Source organism: Kitasatospora sp. NA04385 (assembly GCF_013364235.1).
Lineage (GTDB): Bacteria > Actinomycetota > Actinomycetes > Streptomycetales > Streptomycetaceae > Kitasatospora.
Window position 1 is genome coordinate 7,992,549 of record NZ_CP054919.1, and the last position, 23,972, is coordinate 8,016,520.

The 23,972-nt window shown below is 73.5% G+C and carries 22 protein-coding genes and 2 riboswitches; of the genes, 6 read left to right on the plus strand and 16 right to left on the minus strand.

Annotation, left to right across the window (positions count from 1 at the left end; translation table 11 throughout):
- Positions 1 to 6 precede the first annotated feature (6 nt).
- A complete protein-coding gene (locus HUT16_RS35430) occupies positions 7 to 1,215 on the minus strand; it encodes a transglycosylase family protein (protein ID WP_176192097.1) in 1,209 nt (402 codons plus the stop codon).
- 3 nt (positions 1,216 to 1,218) lie between these two features.
- Positions 1,219 to 1,385: riboswitch (cyclic di-AMP (ydaO/yuaA leader) on the minus strand.
- Positions 1,386 to 1,851: 466 nt separating this feature from the next.
- On the opposite strand from HUT16_RS35430, the gene HUT16_RS35435 reads away from it, so the two are divergent.
- A complete protein-coding gene (locus HUT16_RS35435; RefSeq protein WP_176192098.1) occupies positions 1,852 to 3,174 on the plus strand; it encodes an MFS transporter in 1,323 nt (440 codons plus the stop codon).
- A 297-nt stretch (positions 3,175 to 3,471) separates the two neighbouring features.
- Here HUT16_RS35435 and HUT16_RS35440 read toward each other — a convergent pair whose 3' ends face one another.
- The 5 genes from HUT16_RS35440 to HUT16_RS35460 all read right to left on the minus strand — a co-directional run bounded on the left by HUT16_RS35440 (position 3,472) and on the right by HUT16_RS35460 (position 7,169).
- A complete protein-coding gene (locus HUT16_RS35440; protein ID WP_176192099.1) occupies positions 3,472 to 3,714 on the minus strand; it encodes a hypothetical protein in 243 nt (80 codons plus the stop codon).
- 68 nt (positions 3,715 to 3,782) lie between these two features.
- Positions 3,783 to 4,130 carry a hypothetical protein gene (locus tag HUT16_RS35445; RefSeq protein WP_176192100.1) on the minus strand — a complete coding sequence of 116 codons (348 nt, stop codon included), beginning with the start codon at positions 4,128 to 4,130 and terminating at the stop codon, positions 3,783 to 3,785.
- Between the two features lie 239 nt (positions 4,131 to 4,369).
- Entirely contained in the window at positions 4,370 to 4,651 is a 282-nt protein-coding gene (locus HUT16_RS35450; protein WP_033255200.1) for a pyrimidine/purine nucleoside phosphorylase, read from the minus strand.
- Positions 4,652 to 4,768: 117 nt separating this feature from the next.
- Positions 4,769 to 5,467: a tyrosine-protein phosphatase gene (locus tag HUT16_RS35455; protein WP_254898150.1), complete on the minus strand. Its 699-nt coding sequence runs from the start codon at positions 5,465 to 5,467 to the stop codon at positions 4,769 to 4,771.
- 253 nt (positions 5,468 to 5,720) lie between these two features.
- Positions 5,721 to 7,169 carry a glycine hydroxymethyltransferase gene (locus tag HUT16_RS35460; protein WP_176192102.1) on the minus strand — a complete coding sequence of 483 codons (1,449 nt, stop codon included), beginning with the start codon at positions 7,167 to 7,169 and terminating at the stop codon, positions 5,721 to 5,723.
- A 31-nt stretch (positions 7,170 to 7,200) separates the two neighbouring features.
- Positions 7,201 to 7,307, minus strand: a riboswitch (ZMP/ZTP riboswitch).
- Positions 7,308 to 7,512: 205 nt separating this feature from the next.
- Between HUT16_RS35460 and HUT16_RS35465 the strand changes: the two genes are divergently transcribed.
- Positions 7,513 to 8,028, plus strand: a complete 516-nt coding sequence (locus tag HUT16_RS35465; RefSeq protein ID WP_176192103.1) for a DinB family protein — start codon at positions 7,513 to 7,515, stop codon at positions 8,026 to 8,028.
- 97 nt (positions 8,029 to 8,125) lie between these two features.
- Entirely contained in the window at positions 8,126 to 8,617 is a 492-nt protein-coding gene (locus HUT16_RS35470) for a hypothetical protein (protein ID WP_176192104.1), read from the plus strand.
- Between the two features lie 31 nt (positions 8,618 to 8,648).
- On the opposite strand, the gene HUT16_RS35475 is transcribed toward HUT16_RS35470, so the two are convergent.
- Both HUT16_RS35475 and HUT16_RS35480 read right to left on the minus strand, forming a co-directional pair.
- Positions 8,649 to 9,959, minus strand: coding sequence for a carbohydrate-binding protein (locus HUT16_RS35475; RefSeq protein ID WP_254898151.1), 1,311 nt, complete (start codon positions 9,957 to 9,959; stop codon positions 8,649 to 8,651).
- 236 nt (positions 9,960 to 10,195) lie between these two features.
- Positions 10,196 to 10,972 (minus strand): TetR/AcrR family transcriptional regulator, encoded by a 777-nt coding sequence (locus HUT16_RS35480; protein ID WP_254898152.1) that lies wholly within the window; start codon positions 10,970 to 10,972, stop codon positions 10,196 to 10,198.
- 350 nt (positions 10,973 to 11,322) lie between these two features.
- Here HUT16_RS35480 and HUT16_RS35485 point away from each other — a divergent pair, with 350 nt between their 5' ends.
- Positions 11,323 to 12,834 carry an MFS transporter gene (locus HUT16_RS35485; RefSeq protein ID WP_176192105.1) on the plus strand — a complete coding sequence of 504 codons (1,512 nt, stop codon included), beginning with the start codon at positions 11,323 to 11,325 and terminating at the stop codon, positions 12,832 to 12,834.
- A gap of 77 nt (positions 12,835 to 12,911) precedes the next feature.
- On the opposite strand, the gene HUT16_RS35490 is transcribed toward HUT16_RS35485, so the two are convergent.
- The 4 genes from HUT16_RS35490 to HUT16_RS35505 all read right to left on the minus strand — a co-directional run bounded on the left by HUT16_RS35490 (position 12,912) and on the right by HUT16_RS35505 (position 17,326).
- Entirely contained in the window at positions 12,912 to 14,531 is a 1,620-nt protein-coding gene (locus HUT16_RS35490) for a cellulose binding domain-containing protein (RefSeq protein WP_176192106.1), read from the minus strand.
- A gap of 341 nt (positions 14,532 to 14,872) precedes the next feature.
- Positions 14,873 to 15,796 carry a lytic polysaccharide monooxygenase gene (locus HUT16_RS35495; RefSeq protein WP_176192107.1) on the minus strand — a complete coding sequence of 308 codons (924 nt, stop codon included), beginning with the start codon at positions 15,794 to 15,796 and terminating at the stop codon, positions 14,873 to 14,875.
- Between the two features lie 752 nt (positions 15,797 to 16,548).
- Positions 16,549 to 17,055: a dual specificity protein phosphatase family protein gene (locus HUT16_RS35500; protein WP_176192108.1), complete on the minus strand. Its 507-nt coding sequence runs from the start codon at positions 17,053 to 17,055 to the stop codon at positions 16,549 to 16,551.
- Positions 17,056 to 17,110: 55 nt separating this feature from the next.
- Positions 17,111 to 17,326, minus strand: a complete 216-nt coding sequence (locus tag HUT16_RS35505; protein ID WP_176192109.1) for a hypothetical protein — start codon at positions 17,324 to 17,326, stop codon at positions 17,111 to 17,113.
- A 227-nt stretch (positions 17,327 to 17,553) separates the two neighbouring features.
- Between HUT16_RS35505 and HUT16_RS35510 the strand changes: the two genes are divergently transcribed.
- Entirely contained in the window at positions 17,554 to 18,978 is a 1,425-nt protein-coding gene (locus HUT16_RS35510) for a lamin tail domain-containing protein (protein WP_176192110.1), read from the plus strand.
- 104 nt (positions 18,979 to 19,082) lie between these two features.
- Here the strand turns inward: HUT16_RS35510 and HUT16_RS35515 are convergent, their stop codons facing one another.
- From HUT16_RS35515 to HUT16_RS35525, 3 genes are all read right to left on the minus strand, one after another.
- A complete protein-coding gene (locus HUT16_RS35515) occupies positions 19,083 to 19,856 on the minus strand; it encodes a hypothetical protein (protein ID WP_176192111.1) in 774 nt (257 codons plus the stop codon).
- Positions 19,857 to 20,035: 179 nt separating this feature from the next.
- Entirely contained in the window at positions 20,036 to 21,031 is a 996-nt protein-coding gene (locus HUT16_RS35520; RefSeq protein WP_254898153.1) for a hypothetical protein, read from the minus strand.
- Between the two features lie 85 nt (positions 21,032 to 21,116).
- Positions 21,117 to 21,770: a hypothetical protein gene (locus tag HUT16_RS35525; RefSeq protein WP_176192112.1), complete on the minus strand. Its 654-nt coding sequence runs from the start codon at positions 21,768 to 21,770 to the stop codon at positions 21,117 to 21,119.
- 65 nt (positions 21,771 to 21,835) lie between these two features.
- Here HUT16_RS35525 and HUT16_RS35530 point away from each other — a divergent pair, with 65 nt between their 5' ends.
- Complete coding sequence (locus tag HUT16_RS35530) at positions 21,836 to 22,177, plus strand: hypothetical protein (RefSeq protein ID WP_176192113.1); 342 nt, start codon at positions 21,836 to 21,838, stop codon at positions 22,175 to 22,177.
- 171 nt (positions 22,178 to 22,348) lie between these two features.
- Here HUT16_RS35530 and gdhA read toward each other — a convergent pair whose 3' ends face one another.
- Positions 22,349 to 23,728, minus strand: coding sequence for an NADP-specific glutamate dehydrogenase (gdhA, locus tag HUT16_RS35535; RefSeq protein WP_176192114.1), 1,380 nt, complete (start codon positions 23,726 to 23,728; stop codon positions 22,349 to 22,351).
- Positions 23,729 to 23,972: the final 244 nt, after the last annotated feature.

Here is a 23,972-nt window from a genome sequence, read left to right on the forward strand (position 1 = left end):
CGCCGGTCAGCCCAGTTCCAGCACCTGGCCGGGACGGATCAGGTCCGGGTTCTCGCCGACCACCTGCTGGTTCGACTGGTAGAGCCCGGACCAGCCGCCGTCCAGGGCGTGCTCGCGGGCGATCGCGGCCAGGGTGTCACCGGGGTTGACGGTGTACGCCTGCGCGGACGAGGTCGCCGCCGGGGCCGTCGTGGACGGCGTGGCCGTCGATCCGGCCGGAGCCGCGGGCGCGGTGGACGCGTCCGGGGCGGGGGCCGTCGCGGTGCCGGTGGGCGAGGCGTCCGGAGCGGTGCCGGAGGTGCCGGTGCCGTCGGACGGGCTGGGCGACGTGCCGGGCGATGGAGTGGCCGGGGTGGTGGGGAACAGGCCGCTGCCGTTCCCGTTGTTGTCGCTGCTGCCGTTCCCGTCGCCGTTGTTGCCGCCGTTGCTGCCGTCGACGGGCGCGCTCGGGCTGGGGGTGGCGGTCGGGTCGGCGGGCACCAGCGGGGTGCCGGGGGCGACCGGCGGGACGGGCTGGGTGACCGGGGCCTCCGGGGTGGGGGTGGCCGAGGTGGGCGCGCTCGGCTGCGGCTGGGGGTTCGTCAGCTGCACGTAGCGCTCGTACAGGCTCTGGTGGCTGGTCCAGAACCAGGCACCGTTCTTCTCGTACCAGTACACGTGCGAGACCGGGTCGTAGCCGGGCAGGCCGGAGAAGACCGGCGCGCTGTTGCCCTCCGGGACGGTGCTGCCGTCCGGAGCGGCGTTGACCGCCGCGACGCCGCGGGCGCCGCGCAGCGAACCCGTCTCGTCCGCCGAGTCGTTGGCGTCGACGACGCCCGGCGCGCTGACGATGTTCAGGCCCGAGTCGTCCGCGCACGAGGACCAGGGCGAGGGGCCCTCGGTGGCCAGGATGCGTTCGGCCACGGCGATCTGCTGGCTGCGGGTGGCCCCGTTCGGCAGCGGGGCGTACTGGGTGCCGCCGTAGTCCGTCCAGCGCTGGGCGTTGATCTGCAGACCGCCGTAGAGGCCGTTGCCCGCGTCGGAGCTCCAGTTCCCTCCGCTTTCGCAGTCGGCGACCCGGTCCCAGACCGCGCTCGGCGCGGCCTGCGCGCCGGTCACGGCGAGCAGCGGCAGGGCGATGCCGACACCGGCCACGCCGGCCGCCGCGATCGCGCGCTCGGCGGCTTTCTCCGCCGGACCCTGCCGACGGTGACGTCCCGAACCCGTGAAGAGCATGCGAGATCCTCTCCGCACGCCTGCGAGGTGAGCTGTCGGGTTCGGACCGGGAGGGAGGCCCGGCCGTCGCACCCCGGTCACCCGGTGCGGACGGCTTCACCCCTAGCCGTGGGGGACGGCAACAATCGTGGTTCCCCCGCCCCTGTCCAAGGGTGTGGTGGTCGACCCGACGGCGCGGCGGACAGGGCTCGGCGTTTCGCGCGCGGGGCCCGGCGGTGCGGGCTGGGAGGAGCCTATTCACTCGAACGGGCCAATCACAAGCGCGTCGCGCCGGGATCACGCCTCCGTCACGCAGGCGGCCGCGTGGTGTGTGGACGACCGGTTGACGGTGCCTCGGGCGGTGGTGGACGTCCGTCGGATGGCGGAGGGTCGGCGGATCGGCTGGAGAAGTCTGTCCGATCGGTCGGATTGGGGTGGCCGCGAACGGGGAAGGCAGGCGGCCCGGTTCGGTGGCGGAAGCGGGCTCGGGGCATCAACTACCGTTCTGGACAAGGGAATTCGATCGAATCGGGGCATTGTCGGCGTTGCGGATAAATCGCGCGACAGGGGATCCGGTGGCTTCCTACGATCGCCGTGCTCGCCGTCCCCGTGCCGCGGGCGTGCCGTCGAGTCCGTCGAATCCGTCGAGGAGGTTCCGTGGGTGCCCTGATTCCCGAAGTGCTCCGTGCCGAGCGCCAGTTCGCCCGGCTGTTCGTCGGCCAGTCGCTGTCGGTCCTGGGAGACCGGGTGTCGTTCGTGGCGCTGCCCTTCGCGGTGCTGTCGATCGGCGGCTCGGCCGCCGACGTCGGCCTGGTCACGGCCGCCGGACTGCTCCCGCTGCTGGTGTTCACCCTGGCCGGAGGAGTCTGGGCGGACCGGATACCGCGGCAGCGGATCATGCTGGCCTCCGACCTGGTGCGCTGCGCCGTCCAGACGGCCGCCGCCGTGCTGCTGCTCACCGGCAACGCCAGGGTCGGGCTGCTGGCACTGCTGATGGCGCTGTTCGGTGTCGCCGACGCCTTCTTCCTCCCCGCCTCCACCGGGCTGCTGCCCCTGCTCGTCCCCGCCGACCGGCTGCGCGAGGCGAATGCGCTGCGCGGGTTCGTGCAGTCGACGGGGCTGGTGGTCGGGCCCGCGCTGGCCGGTGCGCTGATCGCGGCGGTCGGGCCCGGCGGCGCGCTGGCGGTGGACGCCGCGAGTTTCGCCGTCAGCGCCGCCGTCCTGGCCCGGCTGGGCCCGGTCGGCGGCGGGTCGGTCAGCGGCGGGCCGGGCGGTGCCGGTGACGCCGGTGACGGGGTGGCGCGGGCCGAACGGCTCGGCTTCCTGGCCGAGCTGCGGATCGGCTGGCAGCAGGTGCGCAGCCGGACGTGGGTGTGGTCGGGGATGCTGGCGATGGCGGTCTACCACGTGGTGGTGCTGCCCTCGGTGTTCGTGTTCGGGCCGGTGCTGGCGGAGCGCGAGTGGGGCGGTGCCGGGGCGTGGGCCGTGGTGGTCATCGCGTTCGGCCTCGGCTCGATCGTGGGGGACGTCTGCGCCTACCGCCTGAAACCCGCCCGCCCGATGGCCGTCGCCGCGGTGGCGATGGCGGTCGCCTCCTGCCAGGCGCTGATCATCGGGTCCGGCGCGCCGGTCTGGGTGATCGCCGCGCTGGAGGCGGTCACCGGAGTGGGGGTGTCCCTGTTCTTCGTGCTCTGGGAGACCTCGCTCCAGGTGCACATACCGGAGCAGGTGCTCTCCCGGGTCAGCTCCTACGACCACCTGCTCGCCGTCGGCCTGATGCCGTTGGGGCTGGTACTGGCCGGCCCGCTCTCCGAGGGCCTCGGAGTGCGCCCCGCCCTGTTCGGGATGACCGCCCTCGCCGTACCGGCCGCGCTCGCCCTGCTCGCCCTTCCCGCCGTCCGCCGCCTGCCGGCGAGCCCGCCGGCCGGGGTGGCTTGCGGAGGCCGGGAGCCTGCTCCGGGGGTGGCGGTGGGAACGTGACCCCGTTCATGGATCCAGCCGTCCGTGAACCATCGGAGTGTGGCGAGCCGCGGATGGGGGCAGGTCACCGCCCTGCCCCGTGACGGTCGGCGCCACCGTGGTGCCGCGGAGGTGCGAGACGCCCCCGAAGACGGCCGGGGAAACCGGATCATCCGTCGGCCGAAGCACCGTCGGTGAGCGGTTCGGCTGGGGCGGTCCGGCTGTGGTCCCGGGCGGAGGCCGCAGGGAGCGGCGGAGCAGCAGGAGACGCAGGGAAAGGGAGAGGAAGAGCGGTAGCCGGGCGGCGGGTGGTCAGAGTCAGAGGAAGAGGGAGACGATGCCGGAGAGCAGGGCCAGCGCGGGCAGGGCGAGGAACCCGGCGATGCCCAGGAACCCGGTGAGGCCCAGGCCACCCGGGCGGAGGCCCAGGCCACCCGGGCGGAGGGACGGGCCGGGCCCCGTCCGGGGCGGCCGACCGAGGCGTTTGCCACGGCGGCCGACCAGCACGGCGATCCCCAGGCCGGGGGCCAAGGAGAGCAGCCACAGACCGAACAGGAACATGCCGACGTCCCCCGCTGTGTGGTGTGCAGCGAGCTCGACGCAGTGGCCGTCGGGGGAGCAGCTGACGCTCAGGACGGTGCCCCGGGGGAGGGGCCGGAGAGGTCCTCGAGCAGCCACTCGCCATCGGTGGTGTCGGCGCCGCGCCGGTCACCGTGGCCGAAGCAGAAGAACGTCTGGGCGCGCCCGCCGCCCAGGCCGGAGCAGGAGTCGACGGTCATCGCCAGCGGCGGGGTCCCCCGCCAGCCGACCTGGTAGCTGAAGTCCCCGGCTGCGTGGAAGGAGTAGTAACCGCCGAGCAGGGTGATGGACAGGAACCCGAGCACCGCGGCGGCGAGGCCGAAGCTTTTGCGGACCCGCAGGCGCAGGGGGCGGGCCACCGGAAGGTTCTTCGGGTCGTGCGGGCGGGCTCTGCCCATCGAGGAGGCTCCACGGTGTTCGGACGGGACGGGTGTTCGGCCCACACCGTAGGGCGCGTCCTCCGGTTCGTGGCGGGGTTGGCCGGACCTTTACCGGGCCCGGCCGTCCCCGAGGAGCTGCTTCCTCCCCGGCCCCGCCGCTTTCCCCATCCCATCCGTCCCGCTTGCCCCACCCACCCCCACTGCTCCCACTGCCCCTACTGTCCCCACCGGCCTCGCCGGCCCGTGGGGCTACGGGGTCAGCGGTACTCGCAGAGGTACGCCGTGTCGACCGAGACCTGGAGCTGGAACTTGCTGTCACCCGGAACGGAGAACCGCTCACCGGCGGAGAAGGTCTGCCACTCCTCGGCGCCCGGGAGCTTGACGGTCAGCGCACCGCTGACCACGTGCATGACCTCCGGCGCGGCGGTGCCGAACTCGTACTCGCCGGGGGCCATCACGCCCACGGTGGCCGGGCCGTCGGCCGAGGTGAAGGCGACCGACTTGACCGTGCCGTCGAAGTATTCGTTGACCTTGAGCATGCGTGTTCTCCTGCGGAAGGTGTGCGGAACGGCGGCCGGGGCGTCGCGCACCCGGCCGCGGCGGGGGCGAGCCTATCGGCGCAGGCCGTTCGGTCGTCGTGGGCGTCCGTTGGTTGGTCACCGACCTGCGGCGGCCTCCGGCCGGGGCCGGAACGCGGCGCGCAGGTCGGCGAGTTCGGCGGGCCCGGCACCGTGCGCGCGCAGGTGCCCGTCCAGGGTGCCGTGGTGGGAACGGACGGAGAGCAGCGCCCGGCGCAGGTGGACGGCGGCCACCGGGCGGGAGGCGTGGCCGGGCCCGGCCTGGCCGGCGGCGCTCAGCCCGAGCGCGGCGTTGGAACGGAGGAAATCGGCGGTGACCTCGGGCTCCGGAGCGCCGAGCAACGACTGCAGCAGGGCGACCACCACCCCGGTGCGGTCCTTGCCGGACGCGCAGTGCACCAGCACGGCGCGGTGCTCCGCCGCGAGCAACTGCCGGACGGCGGCCACCACGGGCCGTCCGGCCAGCTCGCCCATCAGCGGGTACAGCTCGGCCTGCTCCTCCGGCCAGCGCTGCTCGGCGAAGACCGGGACGTGCAGGTACCGGATTCCGCTGCCGTCGAGCGCGTCCGGCCGGGCGGCGGCCTCCGGCACGCTGCGCAGGTCCAGCACGGTGCGCACGCCCAGGGCGGACAGCGCCCGCGCGCCGTCGGGCGTCAGCCGGTCCAGCGCTCCGGACCGGTACAGCACCCCGCGCGGGAGCGCGCCGGTGCCGCCCGCGTCCCGGAAGTTGCGCACCCCGGGCACGTCGAGCCGGCCGGTCGGTTCGTCGACGATCACGGCTGCCATCCTAGGCAGCTGCCGCGGCCGCCCCGGGCCGGTCCCGGTGGGCCGCCCCGGGCCCGACCGGGGAGGTGTTCGCGCGGGTCGCCCCTTCCGCGCCGGGGCGCTGCGCACCGTGATCTCCGAAGCCCTTCACCCCGTCCACCGGCCCGGCCCGCGGTGCTGCCGCGGGCCGGACCGGCCGGCGTCCGCACCGATGTCCGGACCGGTATCCGGACCGGCATCCGGACCGGGGTGCGGTGCGGGGGGATCAGCCGAGCGCGATGCCCGGGTAGAGCGGGTGCTCGGCGAGCAGGTCGACCGCGCGCTTGGCGACGGCGTCGCGGACGGCCGCGTCCAGCGCGTACTGCGCCTTCGAGGAGCCGACCGGTGCGGTGGCCGTCAGCACCGTGTGGATCAGCTCGGCGACCTCGTCCAGCTCCGCCGCGTCCAGGCCCCGGGTGGTCAGCGCGGGCGTGCCGAGCCGGATGCCGGAGGTGTACCAGGCGCCGTTCGGGTCCTGCGGGACGGCGTTGCGGTTGGTGACGATGCCGGAGTCCAGCAGCGCCGCCTCCGCCTGGCGGCCCGTCAGGCCGTACGAGGAGACGTCCGCCAGCACCAGGTGGTTGTCGGTGCCGCCGGTCACCAGCGTGGCGCCGCGCTTCAGCAGGCCCTCGGCCAGCGCCCGCGCGTTGTCGACCACCTGCCGGGCGTACACCTGGAACTCGGGGCGGCGGGCCTCGGCGAACGCCACCGCCTTCGCGGCCATCACGTGCGACAGCGGCCCGCCGAGCACCAGCGGGCAGCCCCGGTCGACGTGCTCCGCCAGCTCCGAGGTGCACAGCACCATGCCGCCGCGCGGGCCGCGCAGCGATTTGTGGGTGGTGGTGGTGACGATCTGGGCGTGCGCCACCGGGTCGAAGTCCCCGGTCAGCACCTTGCCCGCGACCAGGCCCGCGAAGTGCGCCATGTCGACCATCAGGGTCGTGCCGACCTCGTCCGCGATCTCCCGCATCCGGCGGAAGTTCACCAGCCGCGGGTACGCCGAGTACCCGGCGACCAGGATCAGCGGCTTGAACTCCAGGGCGATCCGCCGCACCTCGTCGTAGTCGACCAGCCCGGTCTCCGGGTCCGTCCCGTAGCTGCGCTGGTCGAACATCTTGCCCGAGATGTTCGGCCGAAAGCCGTGGGTGAGGTGGCCGCCGGTGTCCAGCGACATGCCCAGCATCCGCTGGTTGCCCAGCTCGCGGCGGAGCTCGGCCCAGTCCTGCTCGCTCAGGTCGTTGACGTTGCGCACCTGGGCGCGCTGCAGCGCCGGGCTCTCCACCCGCTGCGACAGCACCGCCCAGAACGCCACCAGGTTGGCGTCGATCCCGGAGTGCGGCTGCACGTACGCGTGCTCGGCGCCGAACAGCTCGCGGGCGTGCTCGGCGGCCAGCTCCTCCACGGCGTCCACGTTGCGGCAGCCCGCGTAGAAGCGGCGGCCGGGGGTGCCCTCCGCGTACTTGTCGCTCAGCCAGTTGCCCATCGCCAGCAGCACCGCGGGCGAGGCGTAGTTCTCACTGGCGATCAGCTTCAGCGAGGCGCGCTGGTCCGCCAGTTCCCCGGAGATCGCCGCGGCGACCCGGGGTTCGACGGCGCGCACCACGTCCAGGGCGCTGCGGAAGGCGGTGTCGGCGGCGGGGCTGCCGAAGGTGTGTGCGGACACGGACTCGACCACGGGCGGTCTCCTCGAAGTACGGAACGACGATTCGGACGGCCCAGGCGCACGGCGACAGCACACGGCACCCGGAGGCACCGCACGGAGCCGCTCCCCGATGGTGATTTCCATCCCAGCGCGCCAGTCACGGCTCACCGTGATGCTACCAACCGGCGGGGCCGGCCTGTAGTACGCCTGGGCGACGCCGCTCCGGCACCGGGGACGGCACCGGGGACGCCGAGGAAGTCAGGGAAGTCGGGGACGCCGGGGACGCCGGGGAAGTCGGGGAAGTCGGGGAGGCCCGGTGGAGGCCGCGGGGAAAACCCCTGGTGCGGCCGGGCCCGGCATCGGCATGATCGGGCGCATGACATGGACCCTCCCCGCCACCACCCGCACCGGCGGCTCGCTCACCGCGCCCGAGACCGAACTGCTGCCCGGCTACCTCGCCTGGCACCGCGCCACCTTCCTGCACAAGTGCGCCGGGCTGACCGGCGAGCAGCTCGCGCTGCGCCCGCTGCCCGCGAGCTCGCTCTCGCTGCTCGGCCTGATGCGCCACCTGGCCAAGGTGGAGCGGACGTGGTTCCGGATCCGCTTCGCCGGCCAGGACGTCCCGCCGCTGCACTTCGTGGAGGGCCACAAGGACGCCGACTTCGACCTGCTGGAGCCCGAGCGGGCCGAGCAGGAGTACCTGGCGCTGCTGGAGGAGCAGCGGCTCGCCGACCTCGCGGTGACCGGCGCCGGGTTGGACGAGGTGCTGGCCGCGTACGGCGAGAAGCAGTCGCTGCGCACGACGTACCTGCACGTCATCACCGAGTACGCCCGCCACAACGGCCACGCCGACCTGTTGCGCGAGCACATCGACGGGGTGACCGGGGGCTGAACGGGAGGCCCCGGAGGGTGAAGTCCCTTGCGGGGCAAGGGCACTGGAATGCACCCCGGCCGGACGGTTCGTCAGATGAGCGGATAGCATACTGAGTATGGGACCTCTCGAACCGAACGTGCCCGAGCTGATCCTCGGACTGATCGTCTTCTCCGCCCTCTTCTGGGCGCTCGGCAAGGTGCTGCTGCCCCGCATCGAACGCACCCTCGCCGAGCGCCACGACAAGACCGACGGCGGCATCGCCCGCGCGGAGGCGGTCCGGGCCGAGGCGGAACGCATCCGCCAGGAGTTCCAGGCCGAGCTGACCGCCGCCCGGCACGAGGCCGCCGCCATCCGGCAGGCCGCCGCCGAGGAGGGCGCGGCCCTGGTCGCCGCCCTGCGCGCGGAGGGCCTGCAGCAGCGCGAGCAGCTGGTGGCCGAGGCGCAGGTGCAGCTGGCCGCGGACAAGGTGCTGGCCGAGGCCGAACTGCGCGAGGACGTCATCAAGCTGGCGTCCGAGCTGGCCTCCCGGGTGGTCGGCGAACCGCTCGGCGACCTGCCCTCCACCCGCGCCGCCGCGGAGGAGTTCCGCAACCGCGCCGAGGTCTGACGCCCCGCCCGTTCGCAGCGGTGGAGGTGGTTCAGGAGCACGGGCCGTCGTCGGCCCACACGCCCCACTGGCCGCTGGCGGACGGGTTCTCGTTCAGGGTCCACCACTTGGCGTGGTAGTTGTGGCCGTTGTAGCTGACCTTGTTGTTCGCCACGTAGGTGGTGGAGGCGGACCAGGCCGGGCTGCAGGTACCGGTTCCGGTGCTGGTGCTCGGGGAGGGGCTGGTCCCGGTGCTCGGCGAGGTGCTGCTGCTCGGCGACGGGGAGGTGCTGGTGGGCGGGGTCGCACCGGCGAACTTCACCGTGTACTTGGTGAAGTCCCAGTCGTTCTGGGCCACGCTGGAGCAGGCGCCGGACAGGCCGGGGTCGACCGTGCCGGGGCACTGCCGGTCGCGGTTGACGGACCAGTAGGTGTAGCGGGCCAGCTTGTGCGCGGTGGCGAAGTCCAGCACGGTCTGGAAGTCCGCCTGCTTGAAGTACTCGGCCGCGTCGGTGCGGCCGTTCATCAGCGACACGCCCTCGTGGGCGTACGCGGTGGCCTCGTTCCAGCCGAAGGTGCTCTGCAGGAGCTGGTTGAACTTCACCAGCGCGTCGGTCTGCGCCGCCGCCCCGTTGAAGCCGCCGTCGAACGGCATGATCGAGTAGTTGTTCGGGGTGAAGCCCTGGGACTTCGCCTCCAGCAGCATCTGGGTGCCGAACCAGCCGGTGCCGGCGTTGGTGCCCGCGGTGGTGATGGAGACGTAGATGCCCGGGTTGTTCTGCTGCAGGATGCGGGCCGCGCCAATCTCGTTGTGGATGGCGGCGGTGTTCTCGTACTCCGGCTCCTCCAGGTCGAAGTCGATCGCCTTGAGGCCGTACTTGGTGACGACCTTCTGGTACGCGGCGGCGGTCGCCTCCGGGGTGCCGCAGGTCTGGCCGAGCTTGGTGCCGCCGTAGCCGCCGACCGAGACCGAGACGTCGCCGCCCTTGTTGCGGATGGTCTGGATGACGGCCGGCATCGTGGTGTCGGTGTCGATCGAGGACGTCCCGCCCCAGGAGGGGCTGCAGCTGTTGCCCTGGGCCAGGATGAACGCCAGCTGGAACGCCTTCTGACCGGTGGCGTCCATCACGGCGGCGGCGTCCGGCGGGCTGTTGTCCTCCGGCATCAGGTACGGCGCGGAGGCGTACCAGTTGGAGCCGAGCCCGGTCGTGGTGGCGGCGTTCGCCGCGCCGGAGACGGCGACGGCCGAGACGGCACCGGCCAGCAGGCCGAACACGGACAGGGCGACCGCGGCGGTGCGCCGCGGACGGCGCGGCCGCGCCGGGGCGGCTTGGGGGGTGTGGGGGGGAAGTGCGCGTTCCATCGAGGACCTCTCCAGGAGGCGGCGAGGACGGCGGCCCGGACGCGCGGCAGGTGGGGGTGCGCGGCCGGGTCAACGGTCGGGTGCCTAGCCGAGGTTGACGTGACTGCCACTGGTATAGACCTGTGCCGGAGCGCCGTCAAGCCTTTGCGCCGCACCCCGGCCGGTCGGTTCAGGGTGCGGTCAAATCTCGGTAAAACGCAGGTCAAAGCGGGTGTCGCGGATCGATTGACGGACCGTCAGGCGTCCAGTCGGTGGCGGCTCGGCCGGTGCCGGCCGGCGGGGGCGTCGGCGGAGGTGCCGATGGGGGCGTCGGCGGGCAGGTAGGACTCCAGGCCGCGCAGGAACACCTCGATCTTGAAGGCGTAGCGCTCGTCCCCCTCGCCCGTCAGCATGGTGTCCGCCATCCCCTGCAGGACCGGGAAGCGGTCGGCGGGCAGCGCCAGCAGGAAGTCGTGCAGCTGGCCGAAGTACTCGCCGATGTCCGTGCCCCGGGCGATCCGCTCCGCGTAGACGGACGCCTCGTACGCGTCGGTGTCGATCAGCTGGCCGAGCCCGTCCAGCGCCCAGGCCGCCACCTGGGGCGGCAGGCCGACCCGGAGCAGCAGGTCGAGCAGGAACTCGGTGATCGCCAGCTGGCTCTCGCCCAGCGGGATGCTGCCCAGCGACACCAGCGACACGTCGCGGTGGGAGGTCAGCACCCGCTGCGCCTCGAAGCAGATCTCGGTGATCTGCTCCTTCCAGCGCCCGGGCTCGGGCCGGGCCGGCAGCCGGATCTCGGAGACCACCCGCTCCAGCACCAGGTCGAACAGCTCCTCCTTGTTGGAGACGTGCGCGTACAGCGAGGCCGGGCCGGTGCCCAGCTCCTGCGCGACCCGGCGCATGGTGACCCCGGACAGGCCCTCGGCGTCCAGCACCCGCACCGCGGTCTCCACGATCAGCGAGCGGCTGAGCGGCTGCCGGGGCTCCGCCTTGCGCGGCTTGTGCCACGGGATCTCGGGCATCTGCGCGGTCATCGGGTCACCTGCTTTCGCTGAACGTTCCGTCGGCGATCATCGTACTCCGGACGAACGCCGTTCGACGGGTGCGCGAAGCGTGCGGGCTCGGACCGGCCTCGGGCGCTCCTGGGACGGCTCTGGGACGGCTCTCGAACGGCTCCGGAGCGGCTGCGGGGCGCTCCGGGGCGGGCTCCGGGCGGGCCCGGCGGCGGGAGTAGGGGTGAGGTGGGGGGCGGAGTAGGGGAGAAGTCAGGGTTAATCCGTTTGACGGGAACGGCGCTCGACTCGTAGAACAGTGTTCGTCCAAGGAAACACCGTTCATCGCGCGGCCCCCGTCCTCCGCGCCTGGTAGCCAACAGGAGCTCTCCATGACCGACGCGGTCGGCCCCACCACCGCGGCACCGCCCTCCGGCGGCGCCGCAGAACCCTACCGCTGGCGCTGGGTCGCGCTGTTCGTCATCCTCGCCGCCGAGGTGATGGACCTGCTGGACTCGCTGGTGACCAACATCGCCGCCCCCGCGATCCGGGCGGACATCGGCGGCGGCGAGTCCACCATCCAGTGGCTGGGCGCGGCCTACACGCTGGCGATGGCCATCGGCCTGATCACCGGCGGGCGGCTCGGCGACATCTTCGGCCGCCGCCGGATGTTCATGATCGGCGCGGCCGGGTTCACCCTCGGCTCGCTGGCCTGCGGCCTGGCCCAGGAGCCCTGGCAGCTGGTCGCCGCGCGGGTGCTGCAGGGCCTGCTGGGCGCGGTGATGCTGCCGCAGGGCCTGGGCATCATGAAGGAGATCTTCTCGCCCAAGGAGCAGGGCGCGGCCTTCGGCATGTTCGGCCCGGTGATGGGCCTGTCCACGGTCGGCGGCCCGATCCTGGCCGGCTGGCTGGTCGACGCCGACCTGGCGGGCACCGGCTGGCGCATGATCTTCCTGATCAACATCCCGCTCGGCCTGTTCGCCTTCGTCGGCGGCCGGGTCTTCCTGCCCGCCCGGGAGCAGGGCCCGACCGTCCGGCTCGACCTGCTCGGCGCGCTGCTGGCCGCCGTCGGCGCGGCCGCGGTCATCTACCCGCTGGTCCAGGGCCGCGAGCAGGACTGGCCGCTGTGGGCGTTCGCGCTGCTGGCGGTCGGCGTGGCGGTGTTCGGCCTGTTCGGCTGGTACGAGGCGCGGCGCAAGGCGTCCGGGGCCGACCCGCTGGTCGAGCCCAGCCTGTTCGCCAAGCGCGGCTTCAGCGGCGGCATGGCGCTCGGCCTGGTCTTCTTCACCGCGATGACCGGCTTCTGGCTGACGTTCAGCCTGTACACCCAGCTCGGCCTGCACTACAGCGCCTTCAAGTCCGGCCTGACGGGCATCCCGTCCTCGATCGGCATGGTGATCGCGTTCGTCGCCTCCCAGGCGCTGCAGAAGTACGGCCGCAAGGTGATGCACGTGGGCCTGGTGGTGATGCTGGCCGGCGTGCTGGGCCTGATGTACACCCTGCACAGCCAGGGCGCGGCCGTCACGCCGTGGCAGATGGTGCCCGCGCTGGCGGTCAGCGGTCTGGGCATGGGCCTGGTGATGGCCCCGTTCTTCGGCATGGTGCTGGCCTCGGTGGAGCCGCACGAGACCGGTTCGGCCTCGGGCACGCTGACGTCGGTGCAGCAGCTCGGTGCGGCCCTGGGCAGCGCCATCCTGGGCACCGTCTTCTTCGAGCGGCTGAAGGGCGCGGACTTCGCCAGTGCCGAGCAGGTCACCCTGTGGGCCGAGGTCGGCCTGCTGGTGGTGGTCTTCGCGGCGATCTTCCTGCTGCCGATGCACGGCCGTCCCGAGCACGAGGGCGCCGAGGAGGGCGGCCCGGAGGAGGGCGCGCTCCGCAAGGAGGGCGAGCACCAGCCCGCCTGAGGCTCCGGTCACGAGGGCGGGCCGGCGGCCCCGGAGCACGATCGCTCCGGGGCCGCCGGCCCTCGTCGTTGGGGGGATCAGCCGTGGTAGCCCGCGAAGAGCTTCGAGAACTGGTACGGCGTCTGCGGGACGTTGGTGCACTTGGGCAGCGAGCCGGTGCACGCGTTGGCGTCCCGGGTCATCTCCCAGAAGGCCAGCTCGCCGAGGTGGTTCTGCTGGGCGAAGGAGACCAGCTGCTGCGCGTCGGAGAGGTTGAACACCTCGGAGGCGGTGTCGTTCTGGCCGAGCATCGGGGTGACGCCGACCATGGCGTACGCCTGGGCGTCCGTCAGGTTGGTCCACACGGAGCGGATCTGCGCCTGGGTGGACTGCGCGGACTGGATCGCGTAGGCGCCCATCCTGCCCGCCGGGCTCGGGGCGGCCCAGTCGCCGAAGTCCATCGCCATCACGTTGACCAGGTCGACGGACAGGCCGGCGTTCTTGGCGGACTGCAGGATGTAGACGCCGTCCGCGGTGAGCCCGCTGGGCAGTACCGGCAGGGTCAGGCTGACCTTCAGGTCGCGGCCCTTGGCCCGCTGCGCGGCCTGGACCTGGGCGAGCGCGGCGGAGCGGCGGTCGACCGAGGCGTGGTCGGTGACGGCGGTGCCCTCGATGTCGAAGTCGACGCGGTCCAGCGCGTAGACGTCCACGACCTTCTGGTACTGCGCGGCCAGCGCGGCCACCGTGGTGCAGGACTGGGCGAGCTCGGTGCCGTTGGCGCCGCCGAAGGACGGGCGGACGTCGCCGCCCGCGTCCCGGATCGCGTCCATGTCGGCCTTGTTCCAGCCGGTGGCCGGGTCGTACGCGCCGAACCAGCTGGCGGTGCACGGCTGGCTGCCGTTGATGATGAACGCCAGCGAGAACTCCTTGATGCCGCTGGCGGCGGAGAGCGCGGGCAGGCTGGGGGTCGGGTAGGCGCCGAGGTCCACGTAGGGGGCGGCGGTGCCGGCGCTGGTGCCGGTGCCCGCGGTGGCGGTGACGGCCGCGGAGTTGGCGGACTCGTTGCCCGCCGCGTCGAAGGCGCTGACGGTGAAGGTGTGGCTGCTGCCCTGGAGCAGGCCGCGGACGGTGGCCGAGGTGCCGGTCACGGTGGCGACCACGGTCGAGCCCTCGCGGACGTGGTAGCCGGCCACCGCCGTGTTGTCGGTGGAGGCGGTCCAGCCCAGGGTGACGCTGCCCGGCCCGGTGCCGGTGGAGCGCGGGTTGCCGGGGACGGACGGCGCGGTGCTGTCGGCGGGGGCTCCGGCGCACGGCTGGTTGTTGACCGTGCAGTTGGCGGGCGCGCCCTGCACGGCGCCGGTGGTGACGCCGAAGCCGACCGCCGGGGCGGCGGCGCCGGGGGCCAGCGGGGCGGCCCAGGTCGGCGAGGCCACGGTGTAGTGGGTGCCGGTGGAGGTGGCGGTCGAGGTCAGCGTGCCGTTCCACAGGCTGGAGACGCTCTCGCCGGTCGGCAGGTCGAAGGAGAGCGACCAGCTGTTCACGGTGGCGTTGGTGTGGTTGGTCACGGTGTACGTGGCCTGGAAACCGTTCGACCAGCTCTGGGTGACCGCGTAGTCGGCGGTCAGGCCGGACACGCCGGCCGCTCCGGCGGCGGTGGCGCCCAGCGGCGCGGCGATCAGGGCCGCGGCCGCGGCGAGGGAGAGGGTGACGCGCCTCATGGGCGAGTCCTCCTTGGCGGTGTGGGGGATGGTGGGGGCCGTGCTCAGGTGCGTGGGGCGCACTCAAGATGGTCCAGACCAATCCGGGCCGTCAAGGTGAAGTCCTGCGGTTTTGCAAGGAGTTGACGGTTCAATCAGGCGTCATTAAGCCTGTTGAGGCGCACGACAGGATGGCCGACGGCTGCCGGGGGCCCGGCGCGGAGCGCGGCCGGAGAGCAGTCGGAGCGCAGTCGGAGAGCGGCCGGAGCGCAGCCGGGGGGACGACGGAAGGCGCGGCCCCCGAAGTGTGGGGGAAGGGGCCGCGCCACCCGCCTGACACCAGGTCAGGCGTCCATGGGCCGTCAGGCGGAGACGGCGGTTCCGCGCATCCGGCGGGCCAGGTACGCACCCGAGGCGGTGGCCGACAGCAGGGCTGCGCCGGCCAGGCCGAGCAGCAGGTTGTCGTGGTCGGCCTGGTTCACCGAGACGGTGCCGGAGGCGGCCACGACGCTCTCGGCGGCGGTGAGGTCGCCGCCGTGGCCGTGGTGCGAGACGGTCGAGCGGGCGGCGCCCGCACCGATCTGCGCCTCGGTCGGCGCGGACGGGGCGTTCGCGGCGAGCGGGCCGGCCGCGGCCGCGGTGGTGGTGGTGCCGAAATCGAGGTCGGAGCAGCCGTAGAACGCCTCCGGGCTGTCCGAGCGCTGCCACACCATGTAGACCAGCTGGCGGCCGGTGCGCTGCGGCAGGTTCACGTTGACGTGGTAGTACCCGTTGTCCGAGGTGCGCGCCGTGTCGTAGACCGCGACCGGACTGGCCAGGTCCAGGTCGGACCACTTCAGCGGCTTGGTGGGGTCGTAGCCGGCCTTGGTGATGTACAGCTTCATGGTGCCCTGGTGGGGCGCGGTGACCCGGAAGTCGAAGTTCTTCGCGCCCGCGGCCGCCGAGGTGGCGGGCCAGTCGGTGCGGGCCCAGTCCAGGGCGCGGTACTTGTCGCGGTTGGCCGAGCAGAGGTGGCCGTCCGGGATGATCTGCTGGCTCTGTCCGTTGGCGCTGGCGATGTTGACCTCGTTCCAGTCGTACAGCGGCTGGGTGCCGCTGTCCGCGACGAGGTCCTTGCAGACCTGGGACTTCGGGGTTTCGGGGCCTTCCGCGTAGCAGGCCGCGATGCGGCTGGGCGGGCCGAACATGGCGCCGTGCGCACTGGCCGTGCCGGCGGCGAAGGTGGTGGCGACCAGGGCGCCCGCGCCCACCGCGGAAGCGGCGAGCAGACGGCGGGACCGGGACATGGTTCTCCTCAGAAAAGGTCGGGTCGTTGGTGGGGGAAAGGCGGACACGTCTGCCCGCGGGCCACGGGGAGCGACCCCGGGGCGGCGTGGTGTGGACCCGACACACCGCAAGCCGTCCGAAGGCTACGATTGGCCTATACCAATTGACAAGTGTCGGCCATCTGCGGGCAGTTGGCGGATGGCGGGATTCGGCCACCGTCACCATCCGTCCGCCCGAGCCGACCTGGCGTGACGTCATGTTCCGGTCGGTGTGCGGACGGTGCTCGGTTGGCGGGAAAACCGCAGGGAGGCGGACGTCCACCGCCCGCCGCCCGCCGCGGCCCCCCGCCCGCAGGGCGGCCCGCCCGGGAGGCACTCAGGGTGGGCCGGGCGTGTTGCGGCCGGCTGGGCGGGCCGTGGAGTTAGGGGGAAGCCAAGCCCCGGATAACGCTCCGATAAGCCGCCGGGGCGGGTCGTCCGGCCACGGGCGGTCGACGGACGGGACGCGATTCGCACGGCGGCCGGGCTGCGGTTAGGTTCGCGACGGAACCGTCCCGGCGGTATTCCTGGGTGCCGCCCCCGAATTCGCCGGGAATTCGCCGGGTGCGCCGCGCGGCACCACCCACCGGGCGCCGCCGACGCTGCGTCAGGACGTCAACGACGCCGCGGTCGACACCCGGGCGGCCGCCGGTGCGGTGCACAACTCGGTGCCGCGGATCGAGATGATCCTGAACCGACCACGGCCCGCCGCCCGAGCCGGTGGGCCGCTTCGGTCAGGGGGCGTGCAGCGAGACGAGCAGCCGCGCGGTGTCCAGCCCGACGTCCAGGTACTCGACGAACAACTCGTTGTGCAACGCCCACGGCGAGCGCCGCGCCCGGACCAGCCGCACCGCCTCCGCGGTTCCCAGGCCCAGCTCCACCAACGCCTGCGCGACCACCAGCCCGGAGCGGTTGTACCCGGAGCGGCAGCGCACCAGCACCCGGCGCCCGGACCTCACCGCCTCCGCCACGGCCCGCGCGGCCGCCTGCACGGCGGCCAGCTGCTCCGCGTCCAGCGGCCCGTCCGGCACCGGGACGGACCGGTGCGGCACCCCCGGGGCCGGTCCGTGGCCCTCGGCCGTGAACAGGCTCACCACCAGCTCGAACTCTGCGCCGACCACCACCGGCCGCCGCTGTCCGGCCGGGTCCACCCAGTGGTGGCCGCCCATCCACAGCCCGGGCGCGATCTCGTCCCACGGCGTCCCCGGATCGGGTGCGCCACCCCTTCGGCGGGTCTTCATCCGTCACCTCCCCGCCCGTCAACGCCGGGTGGTGGGGGCGGGGTTCCGGTGGGTGTCAGCGGTGGCAGAGCCAGTACGTGTCGGCGATCGGGAGGTGGCGGCGGGTGCCGGTGGTGGAGGTGACGGTGAGGTGGGTGGGGCAGTAGGAGACCCGGTCGCCGGGGGTGAGGAGGACCGAGGGGCGCATGACCGCTTCGAAGCCGGGGCGGACCGGGAAGGCGCCGAGCAGCAGGCGGGGGACGGGGGTGAGGCCGTCGAAGAGGAGTCGCACGGGAGCAGGATGCCGGGGGCGGTGGGGCCGGTGCGACGGGTTCGGTGTCGGGAGGGGGCCGGGTGCGGGGGTTCTTCGGGCGTTCATGAGCGGGTCGGGTCGCGGTGGCGCCTCGTTGGGGTGGGATCGGGAGGTTGGGCGGCGCCGTCTGCGCGGCCGCCCGCACCACCGCTCGTACCGCTGTTCCCGTAGCCGTTTCCACCCACTCGACCCGAGGGACGGACCCCGTGACCGAACCGCGCGCCCCCAAGTGGCGTCGTCGACTCTCCCTGCTGCTGGCCGCCGCGGCCCTGCCGGCCGTCGGACTGGGGGTGCTGGGCGCCGAGCCCGCCGCCGCCGCACCCGCCGACGACGTCCGGCTGAACGAGGTGGTGACCACCGGATCGGTGAACGACTCGATCGAGCTCCACAACAAGGGCACCGCGACGGTCGACCTGTCCGGGTGGGTCCTGCGCGACAACACCAGCAGCACGTACACCATCGCCTCCGGCACCACCCTCGCCCCCGGCGCCTTCAAGGCCTTCGACGTGCACGCCAGCTTCGGCCTCGGCTCCTCCGACAGCGCCCGGCTCTACCTCGCCGACGGCACCACCCTGGTGGACTCGTTCAGCTGGACCACGCACTCCGCCCCGTCCTGGTCGCGCTGCCCCGACGGCACCGGCGCCTGGGGCCAGTCCGCCGCGCTGACCCTCGGCTCCGCCAACAACTGCGCCGGTTCCGGCGGTTCCACCAGCCCGGTGGCCTGGCCCGGCGGCTCCGCCGTCGCCACCGCTGACGGCTCCAACGTGTTCGGCTCCGACCTGTCCGGCCTGTACCAGGAGGGCGGCGTGATGTGGGGCGCGCAGAACTCCGGCAAGCTGTGGCGGCTCGTCCCGAACGGCTCCGGCGGCTGGAAGCCCGACACCGCCAACGGCTGGGGTTCCGGCAAGTCGCTGCGCTTCACCGGCGGCACCGGCACCCCCGACGACGAGGGCGTCACCCTGACCGGCGCGGGCTCGGCCGGCGGCGTGTACGTCTCCAGCGAGCGCAACGCCGACTCCTCCTCCACCAGCCGGCTCTCGGTGCTGCGCTACGACGTCTCCGGCACCGGCACCACGCTGACCGCGACCCGGGAGTGGAACCTCACCTCCGACCTGCCGTCCACCGGCTCCAACGCCGGACTGGAGGGCGTCACCTGGGTGCCCGACAGCTACCTGACCGGTGCGGGCTTCAAGGACGCCGCCACCGGCGCCGCCTACGACCCGGCCCACTACGGGGCGCACACCGGCGGCGTGTTCTTCGTCGGCGTCGAGGGCAGCGGCACGGTCTACGGCTACGTCCTGCTGGAGGCCGGCGGCTTCACCAAGGTCGCCACGATCAGCAGCGGCATGGCCGGTGTGATGGAGCTGTCCTGGGAGCCGCAGGCCCATCGGATGTGGGTGGTCTGCGACGACACCTGCTCCGGCCAGCTGCGCACCTTCCAGGTGAACGGCAGCGGCGCGTTCGCCCCCACCGCGGTCTACAACCGGCCCTCCGGTATGTCGAACCTCAACAACGAGGGCTTCACGCTGGCCGGCGCCGACGAGTGCACGGGCGGCAGCAAGCCCGTCTACTGGTCGGACGACAGCAACACCGGCGGCCACGCCCTGCGCAAGGGCAGCATCACCTGCTGACGCCCGGGGCGTGAACCCGAGGCCCCGGCCTCCCCCGAGCGGGGGCCGGGGCCTCGGTGGTCGTGGAGGGCGCGACGGTCGGACGGTCAAGGGGGGTCGAGGCCTCAGAGGTCGGAGGGCGCCTCGACATCGGCGGCCGGGCCGTACTCGCCCAGGCTCAGCGTGGAGACCCCCTTGTAGCCGCCGCCCTCGCAGGTCAGCGTCAGCTCGGCGAGCCGACCCGCGCCGTCGACCAGCAGGTCGGTGGCGCACAGCTCGATGCGGCGCTCGGCGATCCGCATGCGCAGCTTCTCGCCGAGCGCGTCGGAGACCGCCGCCACCGGCAGTGCACCCGCCAGGTGGTAGGCCATCCCGCCGTTGCGGCTGTGCAGCTTCTCCAGGCCCAGGTAGGAGGCCGGGTCGGCCTCCAGCAGCGCCCGCACCATCGGGCGGTGGTCGGCCACCAGCGGCGCCCCGGCGTTGCGCGGGTGCTTCACCCACTTCTCGCCGTCGACCCGGGTGTAGACCGCGTCCCGCGTGGTGGTGGTGTACACCTGCACCGGCGCGTCCCCGGCGAGCATGGCCAGGCCCATCGAGCTGGTCTGGACGTCGGACACGCCGACCGTGCCCTGGCCCCGGACGTGCACGTCGTCGTCGTAGGTCTCCACCGAGATCGCGGCCGAGAACGGCGCGACCGGCGCGGCGATCGCGGCCCGGAGCCCGTCCAGCTCCTGCGCCCGGTCGCCGCCGGTGGCGATGGCCGCGGCGGAGGCCGGGGAGCCGGACGGCGCGGCGTCGGCGGCCGGGGCGGCGGGGGAGGAGCCGGAGCAGCCCGTCAGCACGGCCGCCAGGACCGCCCCCGACACCGCTGCGGCGACCCCGCCCGCACGCGTCTTCACCGACACGACCACACCTCCACGAAAAACCCACGAATGGAACAGCGGTGCACACGTTCTCGCAGTTCACGGGCAAAACGCAAGTCAATTCGTGGACGAACCCAGACAAGGGTAGATGCCCAGGTCGATGCCGGGCCGGATCGGCCCGGCCCCCGCCCGGTTCGGCCCGGCCCCCGCCCGGATCATTCGCGGAACCCGGCGTGCACGTGGTCGTGGTGGGTGTCGTCGCTGAAGAACTGGTTCGCCGTCCGCCCGCCGGACAGCAGCCGCGGACCGCCCACGTTGTACGAGCCGGCCGCCGCGGCCGCCCGCATGAAGGACTCCACCAACCCGGCCGGGGTCGCCGGGTCCACCACCGGGTGCCCCTCGATCCGCCAGGTGTCGAACGCCAGCCCGCGCGGGTGGTCGCTCGGCCGGTCGGTGCCGAACACCAGCAGCGGATGCCCCGAGCGCAGCACGCTCACCTCGAAGCCGTACGACCCGGCCAGCGTCAGCATCGCCGCCAGCGCCGCGTCGTGCACCTGCCCGGAGCGCACGTCCGCCACCGCGGCCGGCGGCAGCACGATCCGCGGCTGCGCCAGCACCCGCACCGCCGGGTCGGCCAGCGCGTCGGCGGCCCGGCCGGGATCGGACGGGTGCAGCGCGGTGACGTTCCAGTGCGGTTCGGCGCTGCTCAGCCGGACGTCGACCGTGCTGCCGCCGGACACCGGCGCGCCGTCCGGCCCGGCCAGCCACTGCCGGCACACCACCAGCACGCTCGCCGAATCCGCCAGCAGACCGCCGTACTGGGCGTACACCACCTCCAGCGCGGCCTGCGGCGCATCGGCCAGCAGCGCACCGGCCTGATCGGCCAGCGCCGGGTCCGCCCCGAGCGCCGCCACCCGCTGCCGGGCCGCCGCCACCCCCTGCCCGCCCGGCGGCCACCCGCCGACCGCCTCCACCACCTGCACGGCCCGCAGCTTGACGTCCGGCCGCAACTCGCCCGGCCCCGGCTGCCAGGCGGCGGGGGAGGGGAACGCGGTGGCCGCCGCGGACGCCGTGGACGGGGTGGCCGCCGTGGTCGGGGCGGACGGGGTCGCGGAGCCGCTCGGGCGGGCGGTGGAGCAGGCCGTCAGGGCGCAGCCCAGACCGGCGAGCAGGACGGCGCGGCGGCCGGGCGGGGGAAGCGGTGCGCTCACCCGGCCAGTGTCGGCCGCGACCGGCCGCCGGGGCGGTTGCGACCCACCGCCGTGACCCGATGGAGTGCGGGCCGGGCCGAGCCGCTCAGCCGTCCAGCAGCCCCGCGGGGAACGCGGCGAGGACCAGCCCGAGGCTCGTGGCGCCGAGCACGACCAGGACGCGGACGGTGGAGCGGCGGGTGAAGAACTCGACCCGCTCCGGGGCCAGCCGGGCCGTCAGCAGTCGGCCGCTGCGGTAGCCGCCGACGGTCAGCATCGCCAGGGCGATGCCGCCGACGAACGCCCCCGGACCGAACCAGACCGCCAGCCTGGTCCGGCAGTCGCCGCCGTCCGTGCAGCGCACCGCCACCAGTTCGCCCGGCTGCCGGTACCCCGCGCCGCGCAGCCGCCAGTGCTCCGCCGCGATGCCGGCCGGGCCGTCGGCGCCCCGCCCGCGGCAGTCGACCTGCCGGCTGGGCACCCGTCCCTTCGCGGTGTACACCTCGCAGGAGACGACCGCCATCCGGACCTCCGGCCGCTGGGCCGCCTCGGCCAGGCCGAGGAGCGCGGACGCCGCGTACCCGGCCGCGACCAGGCCCGCGGCCACCGCGGCCAGTGCCATGCCGAGGTTGAGCAGCGTCGGCTCGGGGGCCTGCCTGGTCAGCAGCCGCACCCACCGCCGGTGCGCCTGCGGGGGAGGGGCGGGCGGCGGTGCGGCGGGTGGAGGCGCGACGGACGGCGGGGCGACGGGCTCGGGCACGGTGCTCCCTTGCTCTGCTGGTGTGGGGATGGCTGGACGGGCCGGACCGGGACGGGAGAGGGCGGGTGACGCGGTATCAGGTCGGCATGTGCAGCATGTACGGCAGGGGCGCGGCGGCGGCCAGGACGAGCGCCGCGGCGGCCGCGACCGCGGCGGTCCGGACGGCCCGGGGCGAAGGCCCCCGGCGGGGCGGTGGTCAGGGCGGTCAGGGCGGCACCGGCCAGCAGCAGGCCGCCCAGGCCGCAGACGAGGGCCAGGACGTGGACGTGGTCGCCGCCCCCGGGCCGGGTGCAGGAGCCGTCCGCGGTGCAGCGGACCTCGGTGACGGTGCCCGCCCTCCCGCGCGTCGCGTCCCCGGTCTCCCGGACATGACGTCCCCGCCCTTCCCCGGACGCACCCGCCGCTGACGGTCTGACGGTCTGATGGCGTGATGGCACAACCTATCGCCCGGAGACCTGCGCGAACAGCCCGGACCTCGGCGGATGGCGGTCCGTCAGGTGCATGGGCGCATGCGCGGGACGGCCGGGTGCGCGAAAGGCCCGGACCGCGGGTGCGGTCCGGGCCTCCCCGGGGGAGCGTCAGATCAGGCCCTGGGCGAGCATCGCGTCGGCGACCAGTTCGAAGCCGGCGATGTTCGCGCCGACCACGTAGTTGCCGGGGCTGCCGTACTTCTCCGCGGTGGTGTAGCAGGAGTCGTGGATGTGCTTCATGATCTCGCCGAGGCGGGCCTCGGTGTGCTCGAAGGTCCACGAGTCGCGGGAGGCGTTCTGCTGCATCTCCAGCGCCGAGGTGGCCACGCCGCCGGCGTTGGCGGCCTTGCCGGGGGCGAAGGCCACGCCGGCCTCCTGGAAGACCCGGACGGCCTCGGGGGTGGTGGGCATGTTGGCGCCCTCGGCGACGGCCTTGACGCCGCTCCGGACCAGGGCGACGGCGTCCGCCTCGTGCAGCTCGTTCTGGGTGGCGCAGGGCAGCGCCACGTCGCAGGCGACGTTCCACACGCCGGTGCCGGACACGTACTTCACGTGCGAGCCGCGCGCCTCGGCGTAGTCGGAGACGCGGCCGCGGCGGGTCTCCTTGATCTCCTTGAGCAGGGCCAGGTCGATGCCCTTCTCGTCGACCACGTAGCCGGTCGAGTCGGAGCAGGTGAGCACGGTCGCGCCGAGCTGCTGGGCCTTCTCGATCGCGTAGATCGCCACGTTGCCGGAGCCGGAGACCACCACGCGCTGGCCGGCCAGGTTCTCGCCGCGGGTGCGCAGCATCTCCTCGGTGAACATCACGCAGCCGTAGCCGGTGGCCTCGGTGCGGGCCTGCGCGCCGCCCCAGCCCAGGCCCTTGCCGGTGAGCACGCCCGACTCGTAGCGGTTGGTGATCCGCTTGTACTGGCCGAACAGGTAGCCGATCTCGCGGCCGCCGACGCCGATGTCACCGGCGGGGACGTCGGTGTACTCGCCGAGGTGGCGGTGCAGTTCGGTCATGAAGGACTGGCAGAAGCGCATGATCTCGGCGTCCGAGCGGCCCTTGGGGTCGAAGTCGGCGCCGCCCTTGCCGCCGCCGATCGGCATGCCGGTGAGGGCGTTCTTGAAGATCTGCTCGAAGCCGAGGAACTTGACGATGCCCAGGTTCACCGAGGGGTGGAAGCGCAGGCCGCCCTTGTACGGGCCGAGCGCGCTGGAGAACTCCACCCGGAAGCCGCGGTTGACGTGGATGCCGCCCCGGTCGTCGGACCACGGCACCCGGAAGATCAGCTGGCGCTCGGGCTCGCAGACGCGCTCGATGATCCGGGCGTCGACGAGCTCGGGGCGCTGCTGCAGTACCGGGCCGAGGGTTTCGAGGACCTCGCGGACCGCCTGGTGGAACTCGTTCTCGCCCTGGTTGCGGCGCAGGACTTCCTGGTACAGCGGCTCGATCAGGCGGGCACCGGCGTCGGTGGACGCGGCAGGGCTGGGGGTGGCCGGCATGCAGGCACAACCTTCCGTGATCGGATGGTGCACGAGGGCGCTCCCGTCCCGGGAGTGCCCCTGGTCCTCCTCGCCGTTGAGGACCGTCGGCGGCGCGCCTGACACGCGCCGGTCGACGGGGTGGGACCGGTGGTCTGCACCATTGTCCCAGTGCTGACCTGCGCGCATCGACGGTATGTCCACGATGTGAACGCCTGAATGGGTTATTTCGGTCACCCAAAAGGTAAAGCTTGGGCCATGGGTG